This is a genomic window from Streptomyces sp. NPDC110618 (assembly GCF_055657065.1).
The window spans coordinates 11,618-29,307 of sequence record NZ_JBVKBN010000001.1 but is presented as its reverse complement, the minus strand read 5'-3'; the positions used below and the strand labels follow the sequence as shown (position 1 = coordinate 29,307).

General features: G+C 73.6%; 14 protein-coding genes and 1 pseudogene. 8 read left to right on the top strand and 7 right to left on the bottom strand.

Annotated features, from left to right (window positions below):
* Positions 1 to 10: 10 nt before the first annotated feature.
* Positions 11 to 937 carry a homocysteine S-methyltransferase gene (gene mmuM, locus ACZ7L7_RS00140; protein WP_472074265.1) on the top strand — a complete coding sequence of 309 codons (927 nt, stop codon included), beginning with the start codon at positions 11 to 13 and terminating at the stop codon, positions 935 to 937.
* Here the strand turns inward: mmuM and ACZ7L7_RS00135 are convergent.
* Complete coding sequence (locus ACZ7L7_RS00135) at positions 822 to 3,569, bottom strand: hypothetical protein (RefSeq protein ID WP_472074264.1); 2,748 nt, start codon at positions 3,567 to 3,569, stop codon at positions 822 to 824. The genes mmuM and ACZ7L7_RS00135 overlap by 116 nt on opposite strands.
* A 194-nt stretch (positions 3,570 to 3,763) precedes the next feature.
* Positions 3,764 to 5,344, bottom strand: coding sequence for a carboxylesterase/lipase family protein (locus ACZ7L7_RS00130; protein ID WP_472074263.1), 1,581 nt, complete (start codon positions 5,342 to 5,344; stop codon positions 3,764 to 3,766).
* A 246-nt stretch (positions 5,345 to 5,590) separates the two neighbouring features.
* Here ACZ7L7_RS00130 and ACZ7L7_RS00125 point away from each other — a divergent pair, with 246 nt between their 5' ends.
* Complete coding sequence (locus ACZ7L7_RS00125) at positions 5,591 to 6,604, top strand: hydroxyacid dehydrogenase (RefSeq protein WP_285513028.1); 1,014 nt, start codon at positions 5,591 to 5,593, stop codon at positions 6,602 to 6,604.
* 246 nt (positions 6,605 to 6,850) lie between these two features.
* Entirely contained in the window at positions 6,851 to 7,894 is a 1,044-nt protein-coding gene (locus ACZ7L7_RS00120; RefSeq protein WP_285513029.1) for a LacI family DNA-binding transcriptional regulator, read from the top strand.
* On the opposite strand, the gene ACZ7L7_RS00115 is transcribed toward ACZ7L7_RS00120, so the two are convergent.
* Entirely contained in the window at positions 7,884 to 8,534 is a 651-nt protein-coding gene (locus ACZ7L7_RS00115; RefSeq protein WP_285513030.1) for a ThuA domain-containing protein, read from the bottom strand. The genes ACZ7L7_RS00120 and ACZ7L7_RS00115 overlap by 11 nt on opposite strands.
* Positions 8,535 to 8,624: 90 nt before the next feature.
* Between ACZ7L7_RS00115 and ACZ7L7_RS00110 the strand changes: the two genes are divergently transcribed.
* Positions 8,625 to 9,641, top strand: coding sequence for a DUF5954 family protein (locus ACZ7L7_RS00110; protein WP_453602921.1), 1,017 nt, complete (start codon positions 8,625 to 8,627; stop codon positions 9,639 to 9,641).
* 132 nt (positions 9,642 to 9,773) lie between these two features.
* Here ACZ7L7_RS00110 and ACZ7L7_RS00105 read toward each other — a convergent pair whose 3' ends face one another.
* Complete coding sequence (locus tag ACZ7L7_RS00105; protein WP_472074262.1) at positions 9,774 to 10,376, bottom strand: hypothetical protein; 603 nt, start codon at positions 10,374 to 10,376, stop codon at positions 9,774 to 9,776.
* 61 nt (positions 10,377 to 10,437) lie between these two features.
* On the opposite strand from ACZ7L7_RS00105, the gene ACZ7L7_RS00100 reads away from it, so the two are divergent.
* The gene (locus ACZ7L7_RS00100; RefSeq protein WP_472074261.1) at positions 10,438 to 11,070 is read left to right on the top strand and encodes a VOC family protein; all 633 of its coding nucleotides are present in this window, start codon (positions 10,438 to 10,440) and stop codon (positions 11,068 to 11,070) included.
* A gap of 158 nt (positions 11,071 to 11,228) precedes the next feature.
* Positions 11,229 to 11,630, top strand: a complete 402-nt coding sequence (locus ACZ7L7_RS00095; protein WP_285513033.1) for a VOC family protein — start codon at positions 11,229 to 11,231, stop codon at positions 11,628 to 11,630.
* Here the strand turns inward: ACZ7L7_RS00095 and ACZ7L7_RS00090 are convergent.
* Both ACZ7L7_RS00090 and ACZ7L7_RS00085 read right to left on the bottom strand, forming a co-directional pair.
* A pseudogene (locus tag ACZ7L7_RS00090) lies at positions 11,613 to 12,283 on the bottom strand (DUF6597 domain-containing transcriptional factor). The gene ACZ7L7_RS00095 and the pseudogene ACZ7L7_RS00090 overlap by 18 nt on opposite strands.
* A 4-nt stretch (positions 12,284 to 12,287) precedes the next feature.
* Positions 12,288 to 13,223 (bottom strand): AraC family transcriptional regulator, encoded by a 936-nt coding sequence (locus ACZ7L7_RS00085; RefSeq protein WP_471592848.1) that lies wholly within the window; start codon positions 13,221 to 13,223, stop codon positions 12,288 to 12,290.
* A gap of 80 nt (positions 13,224 to 13,303) precedes the next feature.
* On the opposite strand from ACZ7L7_RS00085, the gene ACZ7L7_RS00080 reads away from it, so the two are divergent.
* On the top strand, positions 13,304 to 14,140 hold the full coding sequence (locus tag ACZ7L7_RS00080; protein ID WP_453602928.1) for an NmrA family NAD(P)-binding protein: 837 nt from the start codon (positions 13,304 to 13,306) through the stop codon (positions 14,138 to 14,140).
* A 292-nt stretch (positions 14,141 to 14,432) separates the two neighbouring features.
* Here ACZ7L7_RS00080 and ACZ7L7_RS00075 read toward each other — a convergent pair whose 3' ends face one another.
* The gene (locus ACZ7L7_RS00075) at positions 14,433 to 15,578 is read right to left on the bottom strand and encodes a YihY/virulence factor BrkB family protein (protein WP_285513037.1); all 1,146 of its coding nucleotides are present in this window, start codon (positions 15,576 to 15,578) and stop codon (positions 14,433 to 14,435) included.
* 99 nt (positions 15,579 to 15,677) lie between these two features.
* Here ACZ7L7_RS00075 and ACZ7L7_RS00070 point away from each other — a divergent pair, with 99 nt between their 5' ends.
* On the top strand, positions 15,678 to 17,318 hold the full coding sequence (locus tag ACZ7L7_RS00070) for an acyl-CoA dehydrogenase family protein (protein ID WP_472074260.1): 1,641 nt from the start codon (positions 15,678 to 15,680) through the stop codon (positions 17,316 to 17,318).
* The last annotated feature ends 372 nt before the right edge of the window (positions 17,319 to 17,690 follow it).

Below are 17,690 nucleotides of genomic sequence, written 5' to 3'. Positions count from 1 at the left end.
ATGTCATGACATGACCAGCGACACCCCCCTCGCCCAGGCCCTCTCCACCGGTACCGTCGTCCTCGACGGCGGGATGTCCAACCAGCTGGAGTCGGCCGGGCACGACCTCGGCGACGAGCTGTGGTCGGCACGACTGCTCGCCGAGCGGCCCGAGGCGATCACCGAGGCACACCTCGCCTACTTCGAGGCGGGCGCGGACGTGGCGATCACCGCCAGCTACCAGGCCACCTTCGAGGGCTTCGCACGGCGCGGCATCAGCCGCGAGCAGGCGGCCGGACTACTGGCGCTGAGCGTGGAGTCGGCCCGGGAAGCGGCCCGCCGGACCAAGGCGGAGCGGCCCCTGTGGGTGGCCGCCTCCGTCGGCCCGTACGGCGCGATGCTCGCCGACGGCTCGGAGTACCGGGGCCGCTACGGCCTCACCGTCGACGAGCTGGAGCGCTTCCACCGCCCCCGCCTCGAAGTCCTGGCCGCCGCCGGTCCCGACGTGCTCGCCCTGGAGACGGTCCCCGACTCCGACGAGGCACGGGCTCTGCTGCGCGCGGTACGCGGACTCGGCGTCCCGGCCTGGCTGTCGTACTCCGTCACCGGCGACCGCACCCGCGCGGGCCAGCCCCTGGAGGAGGCCTTCGCCCTGGCCGCCGAGGCGGAGGAGATCATCGCGGTCGGCGTCAACTGCTGCGCGCCGGAGGACGTCGACGGCGCGATCCGGACCGCGGCACGCGTGACCGGCAAGCCGGTCGTGGTGTACCCGAACAGCGGGGAGAGCTGGGACGCCGAGTCCCGCAGCTGGCGGGGGGAGTCCCGGTTCACCTCGGCGCAGGTCAGGAGCTGGCGGGACGCCGGGGCGCGGTTGATCGGGGGGTGCTGCCGGGTGGGGCCGGAGGCTGTTGCGGGGATTTCGGAGGTGGTTCGGGGTCAGGCGGTTCACCAAGCCTGACCGTGAACCAGCCGTCAACGGCATCGCTGCCGAGGGCCGCGATGTCGCGGTCCGTCGCGGGGAGCCACGGCCGCGCCGGTGCGCCGTCGGCGTCCAGCCCGTGGTACACCAGGCTCCCCGCCCGTGCCGGGTCCCCGGCCTCCTCCCAGATCGCCGCGAGCCCGCGCAGCGCCGAGGACTCGCCCGCGTCGATCCCCGTCCGGTACAGCCTCTCCGCTTCGGTGAGGTTGCCGGTGCTCCGATGGAAGTGCGCGAGGGACACCAGTGCACGCGCGTAGCCGCCCGCTGCCGCCCGCTCGTAGAGGGCGACGGCCCGGGCCTGGTCGCCGACCTCCATCGCCCGGCTCGCCAGCCATGCCATGACGTGCGGATCGCCTTCCTCGGCCACCGCACGCAGCAGCGCCTCGCCCGCCCCCGGGCCCTGGGTGTCCTCCGCGTCGTCCGCTAGCACGGCCAGCCCCTGCTGCCTGACCGTGTTCTCCCAAGGAGTCAGCTGTGCCGCCGGGGAGGGGCCGACGCCACCCATGTCCGCCGCTTGCCGGGCCATGCGCCGCCCTTCGGCGGGGTTCATTCCGATGATGAGCTGGGCCATGATCCCCGGCGTGAAGTAGTCCCCGAGTCCAGCCGCCCGTTCGGCCGCGGCCACGGCACCGGGCACATCACCGGCGGACAGCCGCAGCCGGGCCAGTTCGAACGCCGCGGCCGGATCCCCGCCGGACATCGCCCGGCGGAACAACCGCTCCGCCTCGCCCTCGTCGCCGCCCAGCATGCGGCGGCGCCCGAGGAAGGTCAGCGCCTCGGCATCGCCGAGGTCGGCCGCGGCCCGGGCCAGCCGTTCCACTTCCCCCTCTCCGTCGAGGAGTTCGCCCCACTCCGCGAGGAAGAGCAGCGCCTTCGGACTGCCGGTCGCCTCGATACGCGGCACCAGTCGGCGCGCCCCGGCGACCTCACCGCCCTCCAGCAACGAGGAGGCGAACTCCGGCAACGCGTACGTGTCCCCGGCATCGTGTCCCGCCCACCACAATCGCGCCGCCTCCTCGAAGCAGCCGCGGTCCCAGCGCAGATAGGCCCGCTCGGACCAGGCCGAGGCGTCCCCGCGCTCCGCCGCCCGGGCGAAGAGCGCGTCGGCGACGGCGTACCGCCCCCTGGCCCGCGCGGACCGTGCCAGCCGGGACAGGTCGGAGGCCCTGCCCGCGTGCCGCTGCGCCGCGTCCCAGAAGGCGGCGCCGGGACAGACGTAGGACCGGGCCGTACGGCCGTGATGGTCGAGGTAGTCGGCGAGTCTGCGCACCCCCGGCCGGGCGCCCATGCCGCTCGGCGCCGCGAGGTCACCGAGCGGGGCGACCACCCCCATGACCTTGGTCCGCGCGTGCCGCAGCGCCCCGGCGAACCAGTCCGGTCCGGCCCCGGCGCGCCGGTCCTCGTCGAGGTAGGCCGGGGCCGCCGACTCCAGGAGAGCGTCCGGCAGTTCGGGGCCATGGCCGAGTCGGCGCGCGTCCATCGCGGCGGTGACGAGCGCCTTGCCGTAGCAGTCCGGCCGGGCGTCGGCGGACTCGTAGAAGCCCACCAGTGCGGGGCCCGCCGCGAGCGTCTGGGTGAGGGCGCCGTCGCGGCTGCTCCGAAGGGCGGTGCTCACCGCACGATCGCCGGTGGCCCGAACCCGCCGCTCCTCCTCTCCCGAGAAGGACACCGGGACCAGGACTTCGGTCGCCTGGCCGAGGAGCGCGCGGGCCTGGGCGTGCGGGTCACGGACCGGATCGTCGGAGCGCGCGACCAGGATCCCGTGGTGCCGGTGCCACATGGTCATCAGCACCAGCAGCGGCACCGGCCGTTCCAGCAGCCGGCGCAACCCGGCCGCCACCGACTCGCCGCGCTCCCCGAGCAGATGCTCCTGCCCCTCGTCCAGCCACAGCACCGTCCTCGGCCCCAGCCCGTCAGCCGCCAGAAGGTCCAGCAGGCTGTCGGCGTCCTTGGGGAAGGCCAGCCGCCAGTCGGGCAGACAGTGGCGCACCGCTTCGTACGCCGTCCGCGTCTTGCCGGTGCAGGACTCGCCGCGTACGAGCACGAAGCACGGCTCCTGACCGGCCGCGAGCCGTTCCAGACAGCCCCTGAGGCGCCGGTCGTGGTCGCGCGGGACGTACTCCGGCAGGACGAAGCCGGAGGGGCCCGGCGCCCCGGAGATCGAGGGGTGCACTCCGAGGCTGCGCGGGTGCCAGTCCCCGAATGGCCGTGGTGGATCGGCCGGTTCAGTCGTCGACCGCCCCTCCAGCGCCCTGGTCACCAGCTCGCTCCGGACCGCGTCGCCGGTCGCGCGGTTCCGCTCACGGGCCAGGTCGGCGTAGAGCCGCTCCCATTCGTCGCTGTCGAGCAAGGGCCACCACTCGTAAGGGAGTTCACCGTGACGGCGGACGGTCTCCTCCCGTAACGCCGCGACCAGGCGCAGCAGTTGCCCGGGGTCCTGGGGCACCCGGCTGCCGCTCAGCCACTGCCGGACCGTCTCCCGGGACCCCGCGCCCGCCGCCTTGGCCAGTACGGCGAGGCTGGTCCGCCCGTCGCCCAACTCGGCTCTGCGCAGCTCCCCCAGCCGCCGCAACCGCGTGAGGAAGACCTCCGCGGCGCTCCCGTTCGTCACTCATCCCCCGGAAGTCCCACAGTCCAGCCGTCCAGCGCGCACGACTGGACGCCGTCGAGTCTAGGCGGCCCGATCAGGCACGCGGCCGGCCCGCGCGTCCAGTTGGCACGGACGGTCGCGGGACGGAGGGCGCGACAGCGAGGTTGGGCGCCACGTCGTCCATTCCCTGAAGGAGTTCTTGTGCACGCACGCGGTCAGTCCCGCCGTACCGCCCCCGGCAGCCGGAGTCGTCGTACGACCGAGCGGAGTTCCGTCCCCCGTAGCGGCAAAGCGGTAGTGGCAGGTGTCGGTTCCGCCGGTGCCGTGGAGGCGGGGTCGGCGGCCCACAGGGCCAGCTGGCGGTCGCGGGGGCCGTAGACCGTGTGGGGGTCGCCCTCGCCGAAGACACGGACCGGGTGGCTGGGGTCCCAGTGCTCCCAGCCGGGGTCGCCGGTCTCGGCGAAGCGGACCCAGGCGCGGTGCATCGCCCCGGAGAGTTCGCGCGGGGCGCCCTCACCGGCGAGCTTCACGGACTCGGGGGTCTCGCCGGTGCCGAAGACGAAGCCCAGCTCCAGGGCGTGGCAGGCGCCGAGGCCGGGGCGGTTGGAGGGCCAGGCGAACTCGTACACATGCGTGGTCTCGGGGCGGGCGTCGGCCAGGCGGTGCACGGGGACGCGCAGCAGGTGGTCGGTGACCATCTGGCCGACGATCTCGGCGGTACCGGCCTCGGGGTGCAGGGCGCGGTAGCCGCGGGGCACCTCGTGCCCGCAGTGGCAGCGGGCCATCGCCCCGGCCAGCGCGACCGGTCCGAGCCGGTCCACCCGCTCCACCAGCCCGCCGGGCACCAGCCACAGCCGGTACTCGTCACGCGTCCACCCGGCCATCAGATCGACCCCGCGGGCGGCCCCGCCCTCGGTCAGGGCGGTCAGCGGGTCGCGGGGCACGAGGTCACCGTCCTCGACGATCCCGAAGGCCGGCCCGCCCAGCACCGGACTGCTGAGTCTGCCCACGTCGGCCTGGGTGCGCAGCAGCAGCTCCCGGTCGACCTCGGCGAAGGCGGCGGCGGTGGCCGGGATCTTCAGCCGGGTGGCCATGCGGCGCACCATCCGGCGTACCTTGTCCCGCTCGGACACCTCGGGCGGCCCGCTCTGCAGGATCGCCCGCCTGACCAGGCCCTGCGCCTGCGGGGCGGCGAGCAGCGCGCCGGCGCTGATGGCCCCCGCGGACTGCCCGAACAGCGTGATCCGGTCGGGGTCGCCCCCGAAGGCCCCGATCGCCTCGCGCACCCACTCCAGGGCGGCGAGCTGGTCCCGCAGCCCCGGGTTGGCGGGGACGTCGGGGAACAGTCCGTACCCCTCCACACCCAGCCGGTAGTTCACCGAGACCAGCACGATCCCGTCCCGGGCGAAGTGCCGCCCGTCGTAGACCGGCACGGCGGACGAGCCCCTGGTCAGCGCGCCCCCGTGCAGCCACACCATCACGGGGAGCCGCGCCCCCGGGTCCGGCTCGGGGGTCCAGACGTTCAGGTTGAGGCAGTCGTCGCCCGCCACCACGGGGTCGGAGAGGTACTGGGCGAAGGCCTCCGAGTACGGCGGCTTCGGCGCCGTGGGCCCGAAGGCACCGGCGTCGCGCACGCCCTCCCAGGGTTCCGGCGGCAGCGGCGGCCGGAACCGGCGGGGGCCGAAGGGGGGTGCCGCGTAGGGGATGCCGCGGAACACCGCGACGCCCTGCTCGTACCTGCCGCGCACAGCCCCGTAGGGGGTGCTGACCACGGGTTGCGTCCGGTTCGCCGCCATGCGCCCACCAGCCCTTCGCCACGCTTCCGCACCGTTCACATCAGAGCATCACATCGCCCGAATGTATTCCGGTACAGGACGTCCCCGCTCGGCCACTCGGGGTACCCGGGGCCGACGGGACGCGTGCACGACCGATTGACCACCGCTTCCCACCGGATCTACGGTGGACCCGCAATAGAATGCGCTTTCTACAACCGTCGTCCACTCGCCCCGGCCCCGCTCAGCGCACAAGCGCGTAGGAGACTCATGCCAAGTCCTCAGCCGCCAAGAGCCGTGTTCGCGCTGGATCCGGTGCACCTCCCCCAGCTCTTCCCGCCGCCCCTCATGGCCCGCCTGCGCCGCACGGCCGACCTGGACCCGGCCCTGGTGGTCCGCGACTTCACCGACCCGTCGGTCGCCGACGCGCTGGCCCGGGCCGACGTACTGATCACCGGCTGGGGCTGCCCCCACCTGGACGCCGAGGCCCTGGCCGCCGCACCCCGGCTCCGCGCGGTACTGCACTCGGCGGGCTCGGTGCGCGCGCTGGTCGGCGACGCGGTGTGGGAGCGCGGTATCAGCGTCTCCAGCGCGGTCGCCGCCAACGCGCTGCCCGTGGCGGAGTACACGCTCGCGATGATCCTGCTCACCGGCAAGGACGCGTTCGCCCAGCGCGACCGCTACCGCGACACCCGCACACAGCCCTCCCCCGCCGAAACGGCCCGCATCGGCAACGTGGGCCGCCGGGTCGGCGTCATCGGAGCCTCACGGGTGGGCCGCCGACTCCTGGAACTGCTGCGCCCGTTCGACTTCGAGGTGCTGCTCCACGACCCGTACGTGAGCGAGCAGGAGGCGGCAGTACTCGGCGCCCAACTGCTCCCCCTGGAAGACCTGCTGAGCCGAAGCGACATCGTGAGCCTGCACGCCCCGGACCTCCCCGAGACGCACCACATGCTGAACGCGCCCCGCCTGTCCCTGATCCGGGACGGAGGGGTACTGATCAACACGTCCCGGGGGGCGCTGATCGACCAGAACGCCCTGACGGAGGAACTGATCAGAGGCCGCCTACAAGCAGTACTGGACGTAACAACCCCGGAACCCCTGCCCCCCACCTCCCCCCTCTACGACCTCCCGAACGTATTCCTGACCCCCCACATCGCAGGCTCACTGGGCAACGAACTCAACAGACTGGGCCAAATAGTGACAGAGGAGTTGGAACGCGTAGCGACCAACTCCCCCTTGCAACACCGGGTAAGCCATTCAGACATGACCCGAGTGGCATAAAGACCCCGGGCCCCAGACAACCCAAACCAGGGGCACAGGCCCACCAAGGTCCACAAGAACGCAGGCCACCGGCCGGGAGGGAGCCGGAGGGCGCGCCGTTGTCGAGACGGTATGGGGGCACCTCCCGCGCGAGCGAAGCCGAGCGTGGGGGAGCGCGGAGGCCCGAAGGGCTGAGCACGATCACCGTCTCGACAACGGCAGAAAGCGCCCGCAGGCGACCGACCCATCCCACACAGAGGTGACTTGATGGTGCGTACGGGCAGTGCGGCCGCCGGGCCGACCCTGGCGGTCGTCGCCCGTGAGGCCGGGGTGTCGGTGCCGACCGCCTCCAAGGTGGTCAACGGACGGGAGGACGTCGCGCCCGAGACCCGCAGACGGGTCACCGAGGCCCTGGACCGCCTCGGATACGTGCGCCGCCCCCGCTTCGACGCCGTCCGCGCACCGGGCCTGGTCGACCTCGTCGTGCACGCGCTGGACACGTCGTGGTCCGGGACGGTGCTGCACGGTGTGGAGTCGGCGGCGCGGGACGCGGGCCTGGACGTAGTGGTCTCCGCCGCGCGTCCCCGCCCGAGCGGTGCCCGCCCGGAGCGGGGCTGGCAGGAGAGGTTGACCGCGCGCGGCTCCGCGGGGGTGCTGTTGCACCTGCCGGATCTGACCGCCGCCCAGTACGCCCGGCTGGAGCAGCACCGCATCCCGTTCGTGCTGATCGACCCGGAGCAGGAGCCGCCGCCGGGCGTGGTGTCGGTGGGCGCGGCGAACTGGCGGGGCGGGGTGACGGCGACCGAGCACCTGCTGGCGCTGGGCCATGAGCGGATCGGCGTGGTGGCGGGCCGCCGGCGCACGATGGCGGGTGACGCGCGGGTGGCCGGGTACCGTTCGGCGCTGGCCTCGGCCGGGGTGCGGCATCGGCCGGAGTATGTCCGTTACGCGGGTGCGGAGGACTGTCTGGCGCACCGGCGCACCCTGGAGCTGCTGGATCTGCCCGAGCCCCCGACGGCGGTGTTCGTGTGTTCGGACCGGCTGGCCCACGGGGTCTACGCGGCTCTGGCGGAGCGCGGGTTGCGGGTTCCGGAGGACGTGAGTGTCGTGGGCTTCGACGATCTGCCGGAGTCCCGCTGGATCAGTCCGGCGCTCACGACCGTCCGCCAGCCGCTGTCGGAGATGGCGGCGACGGCGCTGCACCTGCTGGTGCGGATGATGGACGGGGACCGGCCGGAGAGCACGCGCACGGAGTTGTCGACGCGCCTGGTGGAACGGGCGAGCACGGCAGGGCCCCGGCCTAAGGCGTGATGCCCGCCGCCCAGGCGATGCCGCCCCTGAGGTGGGCGCGGAAGCGGGCGTCGCCGTATGCCTCGGCCGTGTGCCCGAGTGCCGTGTAGAAGACGCGTCCGGAGCCCTGCTCCCGGCACCAGGCGAGCGGGTGGTCCGGGCCCATGCCGCCGCCCGCGTACGAGGACTCGTCGGCGGACAGCAGCACCCGGACCGTTGCCCGGGGGTTGGCCCGGAAGTCGTACCACTCGTCCGTGAAGTTCCAGGCGGGCGGCAGATGGCGGGTGGCGGGGTGGTCGGTGTCCTCGGTGAGGACGCGTCCGGGCTGTAGCTCGGGATGGCGGTCGAAGCGGGCGCCGAGCAGGTGCCCGTAGGAGGGCCAGTCGTACTCGGTGCAGGCCGCGGCGTGCACCCCGGCGAAGCCGCCGCCGTGCTCGATGTACGAGGCCAGGCGCTCCCGCCCGGCCGGTGTCAGTACCTCACCGCTGGTGGAGAGGAAGACGACGGCGCTGTACGCGTCCAGGGTCCCGGCGAGGGCGTCCGGATCCTCGGTGTGGTCGATGTCGAACTCCCCCAGCGCGCGCAGGCAACCGACGCCAGCCGGGATGGAGTCGTGCCGGTAGTCGGCGGTACGGGTGAAGACGAGCAGCCGTGGACGCATGCCCAGAGCCTACGAGCCAGGACGTCAACACCCGTGGCGGTTGGGTCGGTTCGGGGTTCGGGCGCCCGCGGCCGCCACGACAATGCGTGCATGACCGATGACTGGCGGCAACGCATCGACGCGCTCCAGGAGGAGCTGATCCGCCGTGACGACCCCACCGCCTGGGTGCGGGAGGCGGACGCGGTGGACGCCTCACTGCGCTATCCCCATCTGGCGTTGCGCGGCCCGGTGTTCGGTGTCGCCGTGCAGGATCCGGCCGAGGGACCCGAGTGGCGGCTGCTGAAGCCGGTGGTGGATCCGATGCCGCAGGTGGCCCGGGACGGCCTGAACTCCCATCTGTGGTTCACGGCGAAGGACGGCACGGACGATCCGGCGGTACGGCGGGAGTTGCTGGCCGCGGTGGCGGTGCTGGAGGAGAAGCCGGTGAACGAGGTGACGGTGTGCGGGGTGCGCTACCGGGTGGTGCGCGCCGACGAGTTCTCCCGCGGCGACGGCGAGGACCTGGAGCCGCCGAGGCCCACGGATCCCGAACCGGCGGACCGGTCCTGGGAGCGTCCGCGCCGTCAGCCGTCCGTCCCGGACGTCGGTTTCGTGCTGGACCCGGGGCACGACGAGGGCCCGATGGCCGGGGCGATCCGGCTGGGCCTGCGCTCCTTCGTGTACGCCGGTGACCGGGTGCCGGACCGGGTGCGCGCCGATTCCCGGCAGGCGGTGCTGTCCCACCCGGATGTCGTCCTGCTGCCGACGGCGTTCGGCGTGGTGGAGCGCGGCGCGTCCGGCTGGGAGCCGGCCGGGGGTCTCGCACCGTCCCCGCACGAGGCCCGGCGCCAGCTGTACGACGGCATGTCCGAGGTGTGGGCGGTCCTGTACCAGTACGACGAGACCACGCGTTCCCTGTACGCCGAGGCGGCCGAGCGGTTCCGGTCCCTGGGCCGTGCCGACGAGGTGTCCGTGGCGGGCCGCCGGTTCCGTCTGTGCCGGGTCGAGCGCATGCTCCGTGTGGGTCCGGACGGCCCCGAGCCGGTCCGGGACTCCGACCACGACGAGTACGGGCCGATGCGGTTGCATCCGCCGATGGACGAGTTCGGGAGGATCGCGGAGGAGTGACGGCCCGGTTTTCAGGAACCGATTCGCTCTCTCACCGGCCGTTCACCACGCGGCGTCCTGGTCACCGACCGTTCACCACGCGGCGTCCCGGTCACCGATCGCTCACCCGGTGGCGTCCTGGTCACCCACCGCTCACCCCGTGGCGTTCTGGTCGTTGAGCGGGGCCCCGTCGCCGGTCGTCGGCAGGTCGCCGCGCTCCACCGGGCCGCTGCCGCCGCCCTCGCGTTCCCCGGCGGGCGGCAGCAGGGCATCCAGTTCGGCGTCCGACGGCCGGTGCACGGCCTCGGCGGCCTCCCGGAGCACATCGCGGGAAATGGCCTCGCCCGAGACGCGTACGACATGGCCCTTCTTCGGTACGGCGTACTCCTGGCCCCGGTACCAGGCGTCGCCGTCCTTCTCGCAGGGCGCGCTCGCGCCCTCGGCGCAGGTCTCGGCGGTCATCGTGCCGCGGTCCACCGACAGCTGGAGCTGGGCGCCGGTCTCCTGGGAGACGTACACCGCGGAGAAGCCGTCGTCGCCGAGGACGCCCACGGACTGCTGGGCGAGGGTGAAGCCGGGGGCCTCGGTGACGTAGACGTGTTCCGGCGCGATGCCCAACGCCGAGGCGCGGGCGGCGAGTTCGGACTGGTCGGCGGCCCGGTCGGCGGCCGGGTCCGTGGCTTTCTCGGAACCGCAGCCGGTGAGCAGGAGAGCGGACAGGAGCAGGACGGACAGGACACCCCGTTGTCTGATCATGCCGCTCATCCTGCCGCACACCTGTTCCACAGGAAGGGCGGTCCGCATAGCCTCGACCCCGATGAACACGATCCCAGCCCTGCTGGACCATCTTGTCCTCGCCACCCCCGATCTGGCCGCGACGGTCGCCGACTTCGCCCGGCGCACCGGCGTCACCCCCGCCCCGGGCGGCGCCCACGAGGGCCGGGGCACGCGCAACTACCTGGTGGGACTGGGCGGCCGCGCCTATCTGGAGATCATCGGGCCGGACCCGGAGCAGACCGACCCGGGCACCCCGCGCCCCTTCGGCGTCGACACCCTTCCGGCTCCGCGCACGATCACCTGGGCGATCAGTCCGCCCGACCTGGACGCGGCGGTCGAGCGGGCCCGCGCCCGCGGTTACGACCCCGGGCCGGTCATTCCCATGAGCCGACGCCGTCCCGACGGCACGCTGCTGCGCTGGCGGCTCACCGACGGCGCCGGCGCCCACCCCTCCGGCCTGGTGCCCTTCCTGATCGACTGGGGCGGGTCCGCGCATCCGACGGACTCGGGCCTGCCGACGGTGCCGCTGCTGTCGGTCTCCGCGACCGCGCCGGACCCGGAGGAGATCCGGTCCCTGCTGGCCCTGCTCGGCACCGGCTTCCCGGTGGCGGAGGGCCCGGTCGGCATGTCGTTCGCACTGGACTCCCCGAACGGGCCCGTGACCTTCGGCTGAGCCCCGCCGTTGCCCGTGTCCACTTCCTCCCGGACCCCACCCGCCCGCATCCGGCCGTGTCCGTTTCCCTCAAGCCCCCGCACCCCCTGTAGCCCCCGCGCCCGCCCATGTCCGTTTCTTTCAAGACCCCCACCCCCACCCCTGCCTACCGTGGCCGCATGACTCCGCGATTCGATGCCTTCGGTCTCGTCGTCTCCGACATGGCCGCCGCCGTCACCTTCTACCGCCGTCTCGGGTTCGAGTTCCCCGAGGGGGCCGAGTCCGAGGCGCACGCCGAGGCGCCGCTGCCCGGCGGGCTGCGGCTGATGCTGGACACCGAGGAGACGGCCCGTTCCTTCAACCCCGGCTGGCAGCCGCCCACCGGAAGCCCCCGGCACGCGCTGGCTCTGCGCTGCGACAGCCCGGCCGAGGTGGACACGGTCTACGACGACCTCGTCGGCGCCGGGTACCACGGGGAGTTGAAGCCCTGGGACGCCTTCTGGGGCCAGCGGTACGCGGTCGTGCACGACCCGGACGGCAACGGCGTCGACCTGTTTGCCCCGCTAGACCCGGCCCAGTAGCACCCCGAGCGGCACCCCCGCCAACTCCTTTACCTCGCGCGCCAGATGGGCCTGGTCGGCGTACCCGGCGCGGGCCGCCGCCGCGGCGAACGGGACCTCGGCACGGGCCAGTTCGAGGGCGCGCCGAAGCGCAGGATGCGGGCGAGGGTCTTGGGGCCGTATCCGAAGGCGTTCAGGGAGCGCCGGTGCAACTGCCGTGCGCCGAGCCCGAGTTCGTCGGCGGTGGCGGCGACCGGCCGTCCGGCGTCCAGGGCCGCCACGAGTTGTCGCAGCAGCGGATCGGGCGGCTCGGCACGCTCCAGGACCGCCTCTTCGAGCCCGGTCGGCACGTCGGCGGCGCCCGCGATGCGGCCGTGCAGGCGCCGTACCTCCCGGGCGGGCCACAGGTCGGTGAGGTCGACGCGCCGGTCGCGCAGTTCGTGCGCGGGTACGCCCAGGAAGGCGGGGGCGCCGCCGGGGAAGAAGCGCACGCCGTACCAGGCGCCGCCGTCCCGCGTGAGGTGGGCCCGGGTGTCGGCGCCCGCGACGATCAGTTCTCCGTCGTGCCAGAGCAGGTCCATGCAGCCGTCGGGCAGCACCCGGCCGCCGCCCGCGGAGGCGGTGTTGGCCCAGACGACGGCTCCGGGGAGCCGGGACGGCCGTTCCCGGTACACGCGCCTACGCTCCCCTCTCCCGGTGTTCCTGCGGGCTCACCCCGTACACCCGTTTGAAGGCGCTGGACAGGGCGAACGCGCTGCCGTAGCCGACGCGGCGGGCGATCGCCTCAAGGGTGTCGGGGGTGTCGCGGAGGGCATCGGCGGCCAGGGCGAGGCGCCAGCCGGTCAGGTATGTCATCACCGGCTCGCCGACCAGTTCGGTGAAGCGGCGGGCGAGCGCGGCCCGGGACACCCCGGCCTTGGCGGCGAGGGACGCCACGGTCCAGGGGTGGGCGGGGTCGTCCTGCACGAGGCGCAGCACCCTGCCCACGACGGGGTCGCCCATCGCCCGGTACCAGGCGGGCGCCGCCGCCTCGGGGCGGGAGAACCAGGCCCGCAGCGCAGCGATGACCAGCAGGTCGAGCAGGCGGTCCAGGACGACCTCCTGCCCGGGTTCGTCGCGGACGATCTCCGTCATCAGGTACGGCGTGAGCGGGCAGTCCCACACGTCGGCGGTGAGCGCGAGCAGGGGCGGCAGGGCGTCCAGCAGCCGTCCGCTGACCTCGCCCTGCCACAGGTAGGTGCCGATCAGCATGACGGCCGGGCCGTCGAGCCGGTCGCCCCAGGTGCGCACCCCGAGGTCCATGGAGCCGTTGAGGGGGCGGCCGTCGGGGTAGGAGCACTCGGCGCCCGGCAGGATCACGGCCTGCGGCGCCGTGTCCGGGCGGTCGCCGCAGGTGTACGGGTCGGGGCCGCGGGCGATGGCGAGGTCCCCGGGGCCGAGGCGCAGCGGTTCACCGGCGTCCGGGGTGATCCAGGCGTCGCCGCGCACCATGAGCATCAAGGTCAGCGGGGCGCGGTCCTCGATGCGCACCGACCAGGGCGGCTCGAAGCAGGCACGGATCATGAAGGCACCGCGTGCGCGCGGCCCGTCGAGGAGACCTGCGAGGGCGTCCATGGCGCCAGGGTAGACGCGCGCTTATGGGAATGAGCCGTTCGGCGATGGGGCGTTGGGCCCGGCCGCCGTTGACTGGACGCATGACGACGAACACGCGGAACACGACAGTGATGGTGACCGGCGCCTCGGGCCGTACCGGCAGCCGGGTGGCCGAGGCCCTGCGCACGGCGGGGCTCGGCGTACGGGAGGCGACGCGCGCGCGGGGCTTCGACTGGGGTGACCCGACGACGTGGGCGGAGTCCCTGCGGGGCTGCGACGCGGCGTACCTGATGTACCCGACCGACATCAGTGACCCGGCCGCCGCCGAGGGCATCGGGGCGCTGGCCCGGGAGGCGGTGGGGCTCGGCGTACGGCGGCTGGTGCTGCTGTCGGCGCGCGGCGAGGACCAGGCGCGGCCCACCGAGGAGGCGCTGAAGGCGTCGGGCGCGGACTGGACGGTCGTCCGGGCGGCGTGGTTCGCCCAGAACTTCAGCGAGGGCCCGCTCGCCGACGGGCTGCGCGGGGGCGGGGAACTGGTGTTCCCGGCGGGCGAGGTGCCGGAGCCGTTCCTCGACGTGCGGGACATCGGGGAGGTGGTGGCGGCCGTGCTGTCGGCCGGGGACGCCTACGTGGGACGCACCCTGGAGCTGACCGGCCCGCGCCTGCTGTCCTTCCGGGAGGCGGTCGCGGAGGTCGCGGCGGCCACGGGCACGGAGCTGACGTACACGCCGGTGCCGGCGCGGGCGTACGCGGAGCAGCTGACCGGCTTCGGTATCCCGCGGGAGGAGGCGGACTTCCTGGTCGAGGTCTTCGCAACCCTCCTCGACGGCCGCAACGCCCACCTCACCGACGGCGTCGAGCAGGTCCTGGGCCGCCGCCCCCGCGACTTCACCGACTTCGCCCGCGAGGCGGCGGCGGGGGGTGCCTGGAAGGCATGAGCCCCGGCGCCGGACGCCCGGAGGGCTCGCGGTGAGCGGTCCTGCGGGCTGGGCCGGGAGCACGGGCCGGTCGCGGGGCTTCTCAGTCCGCTGCGGACACGGCTCCGCCGGGAAGACGGAACGACCCGCCGGGCAACGCGGCACGCGTTCCCGGACGGGCGCCGCGCAGTCCGTCGAAGGACGAACCGGCGCCTCCGACCCGTGCCGGTGACCAGCCGGGCGGGAGCCGCAGCTCGTCGGGCCGCCGCAGGCGCCGGAGTCGGCCCCGGGTCACCGGTCGCCGGGCGCCCCGTCAGCAGTCGTCCGGCTTGTGCGGGGGATGCGTGCTCTTCACGTGGGTGCGCAGGCGGGAGGTCACGTCCTCGGGGGGCAGGAAGCGGGACCAGCGTTCGGGGAACTCCGAGGGCATGTCGGGGTCGTCCGGGTCCTCCGCCGCGGCCTCGCGCTGGGCGGCGGCGCGGGCGACGTACTCGGCGACCTGGGCCTCGCGCAGCCGTTCGTTGGCGTCGCGGGCGGCGGCCGTGGCGGCGGCCGGCCAGACGCGGTCGATCGCGGCGTTGACGGCGGCGCCGACGAGCACCGCGAAAGCGGACACGCCGATCCAGAGCAGGACGGCGACGGCGGCGGCGAGGGAGCCGTAGATGGTGGCGCCCTCGACGGTGTTGGTGAGGTAGATGCGCAGCAGGAAGCTGCCGAGGACCCACATGCCGAGGGCGACCAGCGCGCCCGGCACGTCCTCGATCCACGGGGAGCGGACCGGCACGGAGACGTGGTACAGCGTGGTGAGGAAGGCGATCGACAGCAGGATGACGACCGGCCAGTACAGCACTTGGACGACCGTCTCCGACCACGGCAGGACGTTGAGGACCGCGTCCGGTCCCGCGACCATCAGCGGCAGCGCGATGGAACCGATCACCAGGGCGACCAGGAAGAGTACGAAGGCGACGAGCCGGGTCTTGACGATGCCGCGGACTCCGTCGAGGCCGTACATCACGGTGATGGTGTCTATGAAGACGTTCACCGCGCGCGAGCCCGACCACAGGGCGAACAGGAAGCCGATGGAGATGACGTCGGGGCGGCCGCCCTTCATCACGTCGTCGAGGATCGGCTGGGCGATCTGCCGGACGCCCTTGTCGGACAGGACCGTGCGGGACGCCTCCAGGAGGTTCTCCTCCAGGCTGGTGATGGTGTCGGTGCCGGTCCAGTCGTCGACGTAGCCGAGCAGTCCGATCATGCTCAGCAGCAGCGGCGGCACGGACAGCAGCGTGAAGAAGGCCGCCTCCGCGGCGAGCCCGAGGATCCGGTACTCGATGCAGGAGTTCACCGTGTCCTTGAGCAACAGCCAGGCGGTCCTGCGCTTGGAAACGTCCCGGTAGAGGGCACGCGCGCGGTGGAGTCGGCCGGACGGCCGCTGAGGGGATTCACTTGCTGGCTGCACGGACTAACGGTATCCGCCATCAGGGCCGCTTCCGTCCCGCCGGGGGGCGGCCGCGTCGGCGGCGTGACCGTCCCGATACGGAACGGTAGGTTCACACCTATGGACGGGACCACCCACACCGTGACGAACCAGCCTCCGCCCCTGGTCGGCTACGACGTGTACGCCGCCGACCGGGCGCTGACCGAGGCGGTGGAACGGCACCTCGCCCCGGAGCTGCTCGACGAGGCCCGCGCGGACCTCTCGGCGCTCGGTCGCTCGGCCGGCGCCGCGCAACTGCAGCAGTGGGCGGCGCAGGCGAACGAGTACCCGCCCCGGCTGCGCACCCACGACCGGTACGGCAACCGCGTCGACGAGGTCGACTTCCATCCGGCGTGGCACCGGCTGCTCGGCAAGGGCGTGGCGGCGGGTCTGACGGCGGCCTGGGACCGGCCCGGCGGCCATGTCCGGCGGGCGGCCGGGTTCCTGGTGTGGACGCAGGTCGAGGCCGGCACCTGCTGCCCGCTGTCCATGACCCATGCCGCGGTGCCCGCGCTGCGCCAGGAGCCGGAGCTGGCCGCGGAGTGGGAGCCGCGGCTGACGTCCGAGGTGTACGACCGTGAGCTGCGGCCCGCGCGGCACAAGGCCGGGGTGCTGTTCGGGATGGCGATGACGGAGAAGCAGGGCGGCAGCGACGTCCGCGCCAACACCACGGTGGCGCGTCCGCTCGGGGACGGGGTGTCGTACGAGCTGACCGGGCACAAGTGGTTCTGCTCGGCGCCGATGTCGGACGGCTTCCTGGTGCTCGCGCAGGCGCCGGGCGGCCTGACCTGCTTCCTCGTCCCGCGCGTCCTGGAGGACGGCACCCGCAATGTCTTCCTGCTCCAGCGGCTGAAGGACAAGCTCGGCAACCGGGCCAACGCCTCGTCGGAGGTCGAGTTCGCCGGGACATGGGCGCGCCGGGTCGGAGAGGAGGGGCGCGGGGTGCGCACCGTCATCGGGATGGTGGCGGCGACCCGGCTGGACTGCGTGCTGGGGTCGGCGGGGCTGATGCGGCAGGCGGTGGCGCAGGCGATCCACCACTGCGACCACCGCGAGGCGTTCGGCGGGCGGCTCTCCGACAAGCCGCTGATGCGCGCGGTCCTGGCCGACCTGGCGCTGGAGTCGGAGGCGGCGACGACGCTCGCGCTGCGGCTGGCGGCGGCGTACGACGACGGGGGTGAGCAGGAGCGGGCGCTGCTGCGGATCGCGGTGCCGGCCGCCAAGTACTGGGTGACCAAGCGCTGTACGCCGGTCACGGTGGAGGCGTCCGAGTGCCTCGGCGGCAACGGCTACGTCGAGGAGTCGGGCATGCCCCGTCTGGTCCGTGAGTCCCCGTTGAACTCGGTGTGGGAGGGCGCGGGCAACATCCAGTGCCTGGACGTCCTACGGGCCCTGCGCCGCGAACCGGAGTCCCTGAACGCCTACCTCCAGGAAATCGGCCGGGCCCGGGGCGCCGACCACCGCCTGGACGCGGCCATCAAGGACGTCCTGACGGAACTGGCGGACCTGGAGTCCGTGGAAGCCCGCGCGAGAAGACTCACCGAACGCCTGGCCCTGGTCCTCCAGGCCTCCCTCCTGGTCCGCTTCGCCCCACCGCAGGTAGCGGACGCCTTCTGCGCCGCCCGCCTGGGAAGAGACGGGGGCGCGACCTTCGGCACCCTCCCGCCGACACTGAACCTGCCCGAACTCCTGCAACGGGCGAGGCCGCAGACCAACCCTTAGGGGCGCGGGGAACTGCGCGACAAGCCCCCACACAGCCGCACCCGCCACAAAACCAGAAACCCCCACCCCGGTGGGCGAACGGGCAAAGGCCGAAGGCCAAGCCCCCGAGGGGCGCGGGGAACTGCGCGAACAACCCCCACACACCCGCACCCGCCAGCACAAAGGCACCCCCCACCCCGGTGGGCGATCCGGCGAACCCCCGGAGGGAGGGGGTGGTGCTGCGCCGACACGGCACCACCCCCTCGCAGGCCCGTTCGAGGCCGCGAACACCGCTCGGGACGGTGTTCGCTCAAGTTTCAATCAGCTCGAAGCCGACCACCAGGGTTGCAAGGGGTTGCAACTTTCTGTCCCCTCTGGCCGGAGTGCACCCTT

Excerpts from the sequence above, each read along its gene's own strand:
- ACZ7L7_RS00085 (WP_471592848.1), bottom strand. The coding sequence starts at position 13,223 with ATGGACGCCCTCGCAGGTCTCCTCGACGGGCCGCGCGCACGCGGTGCC.
- ACZ7L7_RS00120 (WP_285513029.1), top strand. The coding sequence starts at position 6,851 with ATGGTGCGTACGGGCAGTGCGGCCGCCGGGCCGACCCTGGCGGTCGTC.
- ACZ7L7_RS00095 (WP_285513033.1), top strand. The coding sequence starts at position 11,229 with ATGACTCCGCGATTCGATGCCTTCGGTCTCGTCGTCTCCGACATGGCC.
- ACZ7L7_RS00125 (WP_285513028.1), top strand. The coding sequence starts at position 5,591 with ATGCCAAGTCCTCAGCCGCCAAGAGCCGTGTTCGCGCTGGATCCGGTG.
- mmuM (WP_472074265.1), top strand. The coding sequence starts at position 11 with ATGACCAGCGACACCCCCCTCGCCCAGGCCCTCTCCACCGGTACCGTC.
- ACZ7L7_RS00130 (WP_472074263.1), bottom strand. The coding sequence starts at position 5,344 with ATGGCGGCGAACCGGACGCAACCCGTGGTCAGCACCCCCTACGGGGCT.
- ACZ7L7_RS00100 (WP_472074261.1), top strand. The coding sequence starts at position 10,438 with ATGAACACGATCCCAGCCCTGCTGGACCATCTTGTCCTCGCCACCCCC.
- ACZ7L7_RS00110 (WP_453602921.1), top strand. The coding sequence starts at position 8,625 with ATGACCGATGACTGGCGGCAACGCATCGACGCGCTCCAGGAGGAGCTG.
- ACZ7L7_RS00070 (WP_472074260.1), top strand. The coding sequence starts at position 15,678 with ATGGACGGGACCACCCACACCGTGACGAACCAGCCTCCGCCCCTGGTC.
- ACZ7L7_RS00105 (WP_472074262.1), bottom strand. The coding sequence starts at position 10,376 with ATGATCAGACAACGGGGTGTCCTGTCCGTCCTGCTCCTGTCCGCTCTC.
- ACZ7L7_RS00115 (WP_285513030.1), bottom strand. The coding sequence starts at position 8,534 with ATGCGTCCACGGCTGCTCGTCTTCACCCGTACCGCCGACTACCGGCAC.
- ACZ7L7_RS00080 (WP_453602928.1), top strand. The coding sequence starts at position 13,304 with ATGACGACGAACACGCGGAACACGACAGTGATGGTGACCGGCGCCTCG.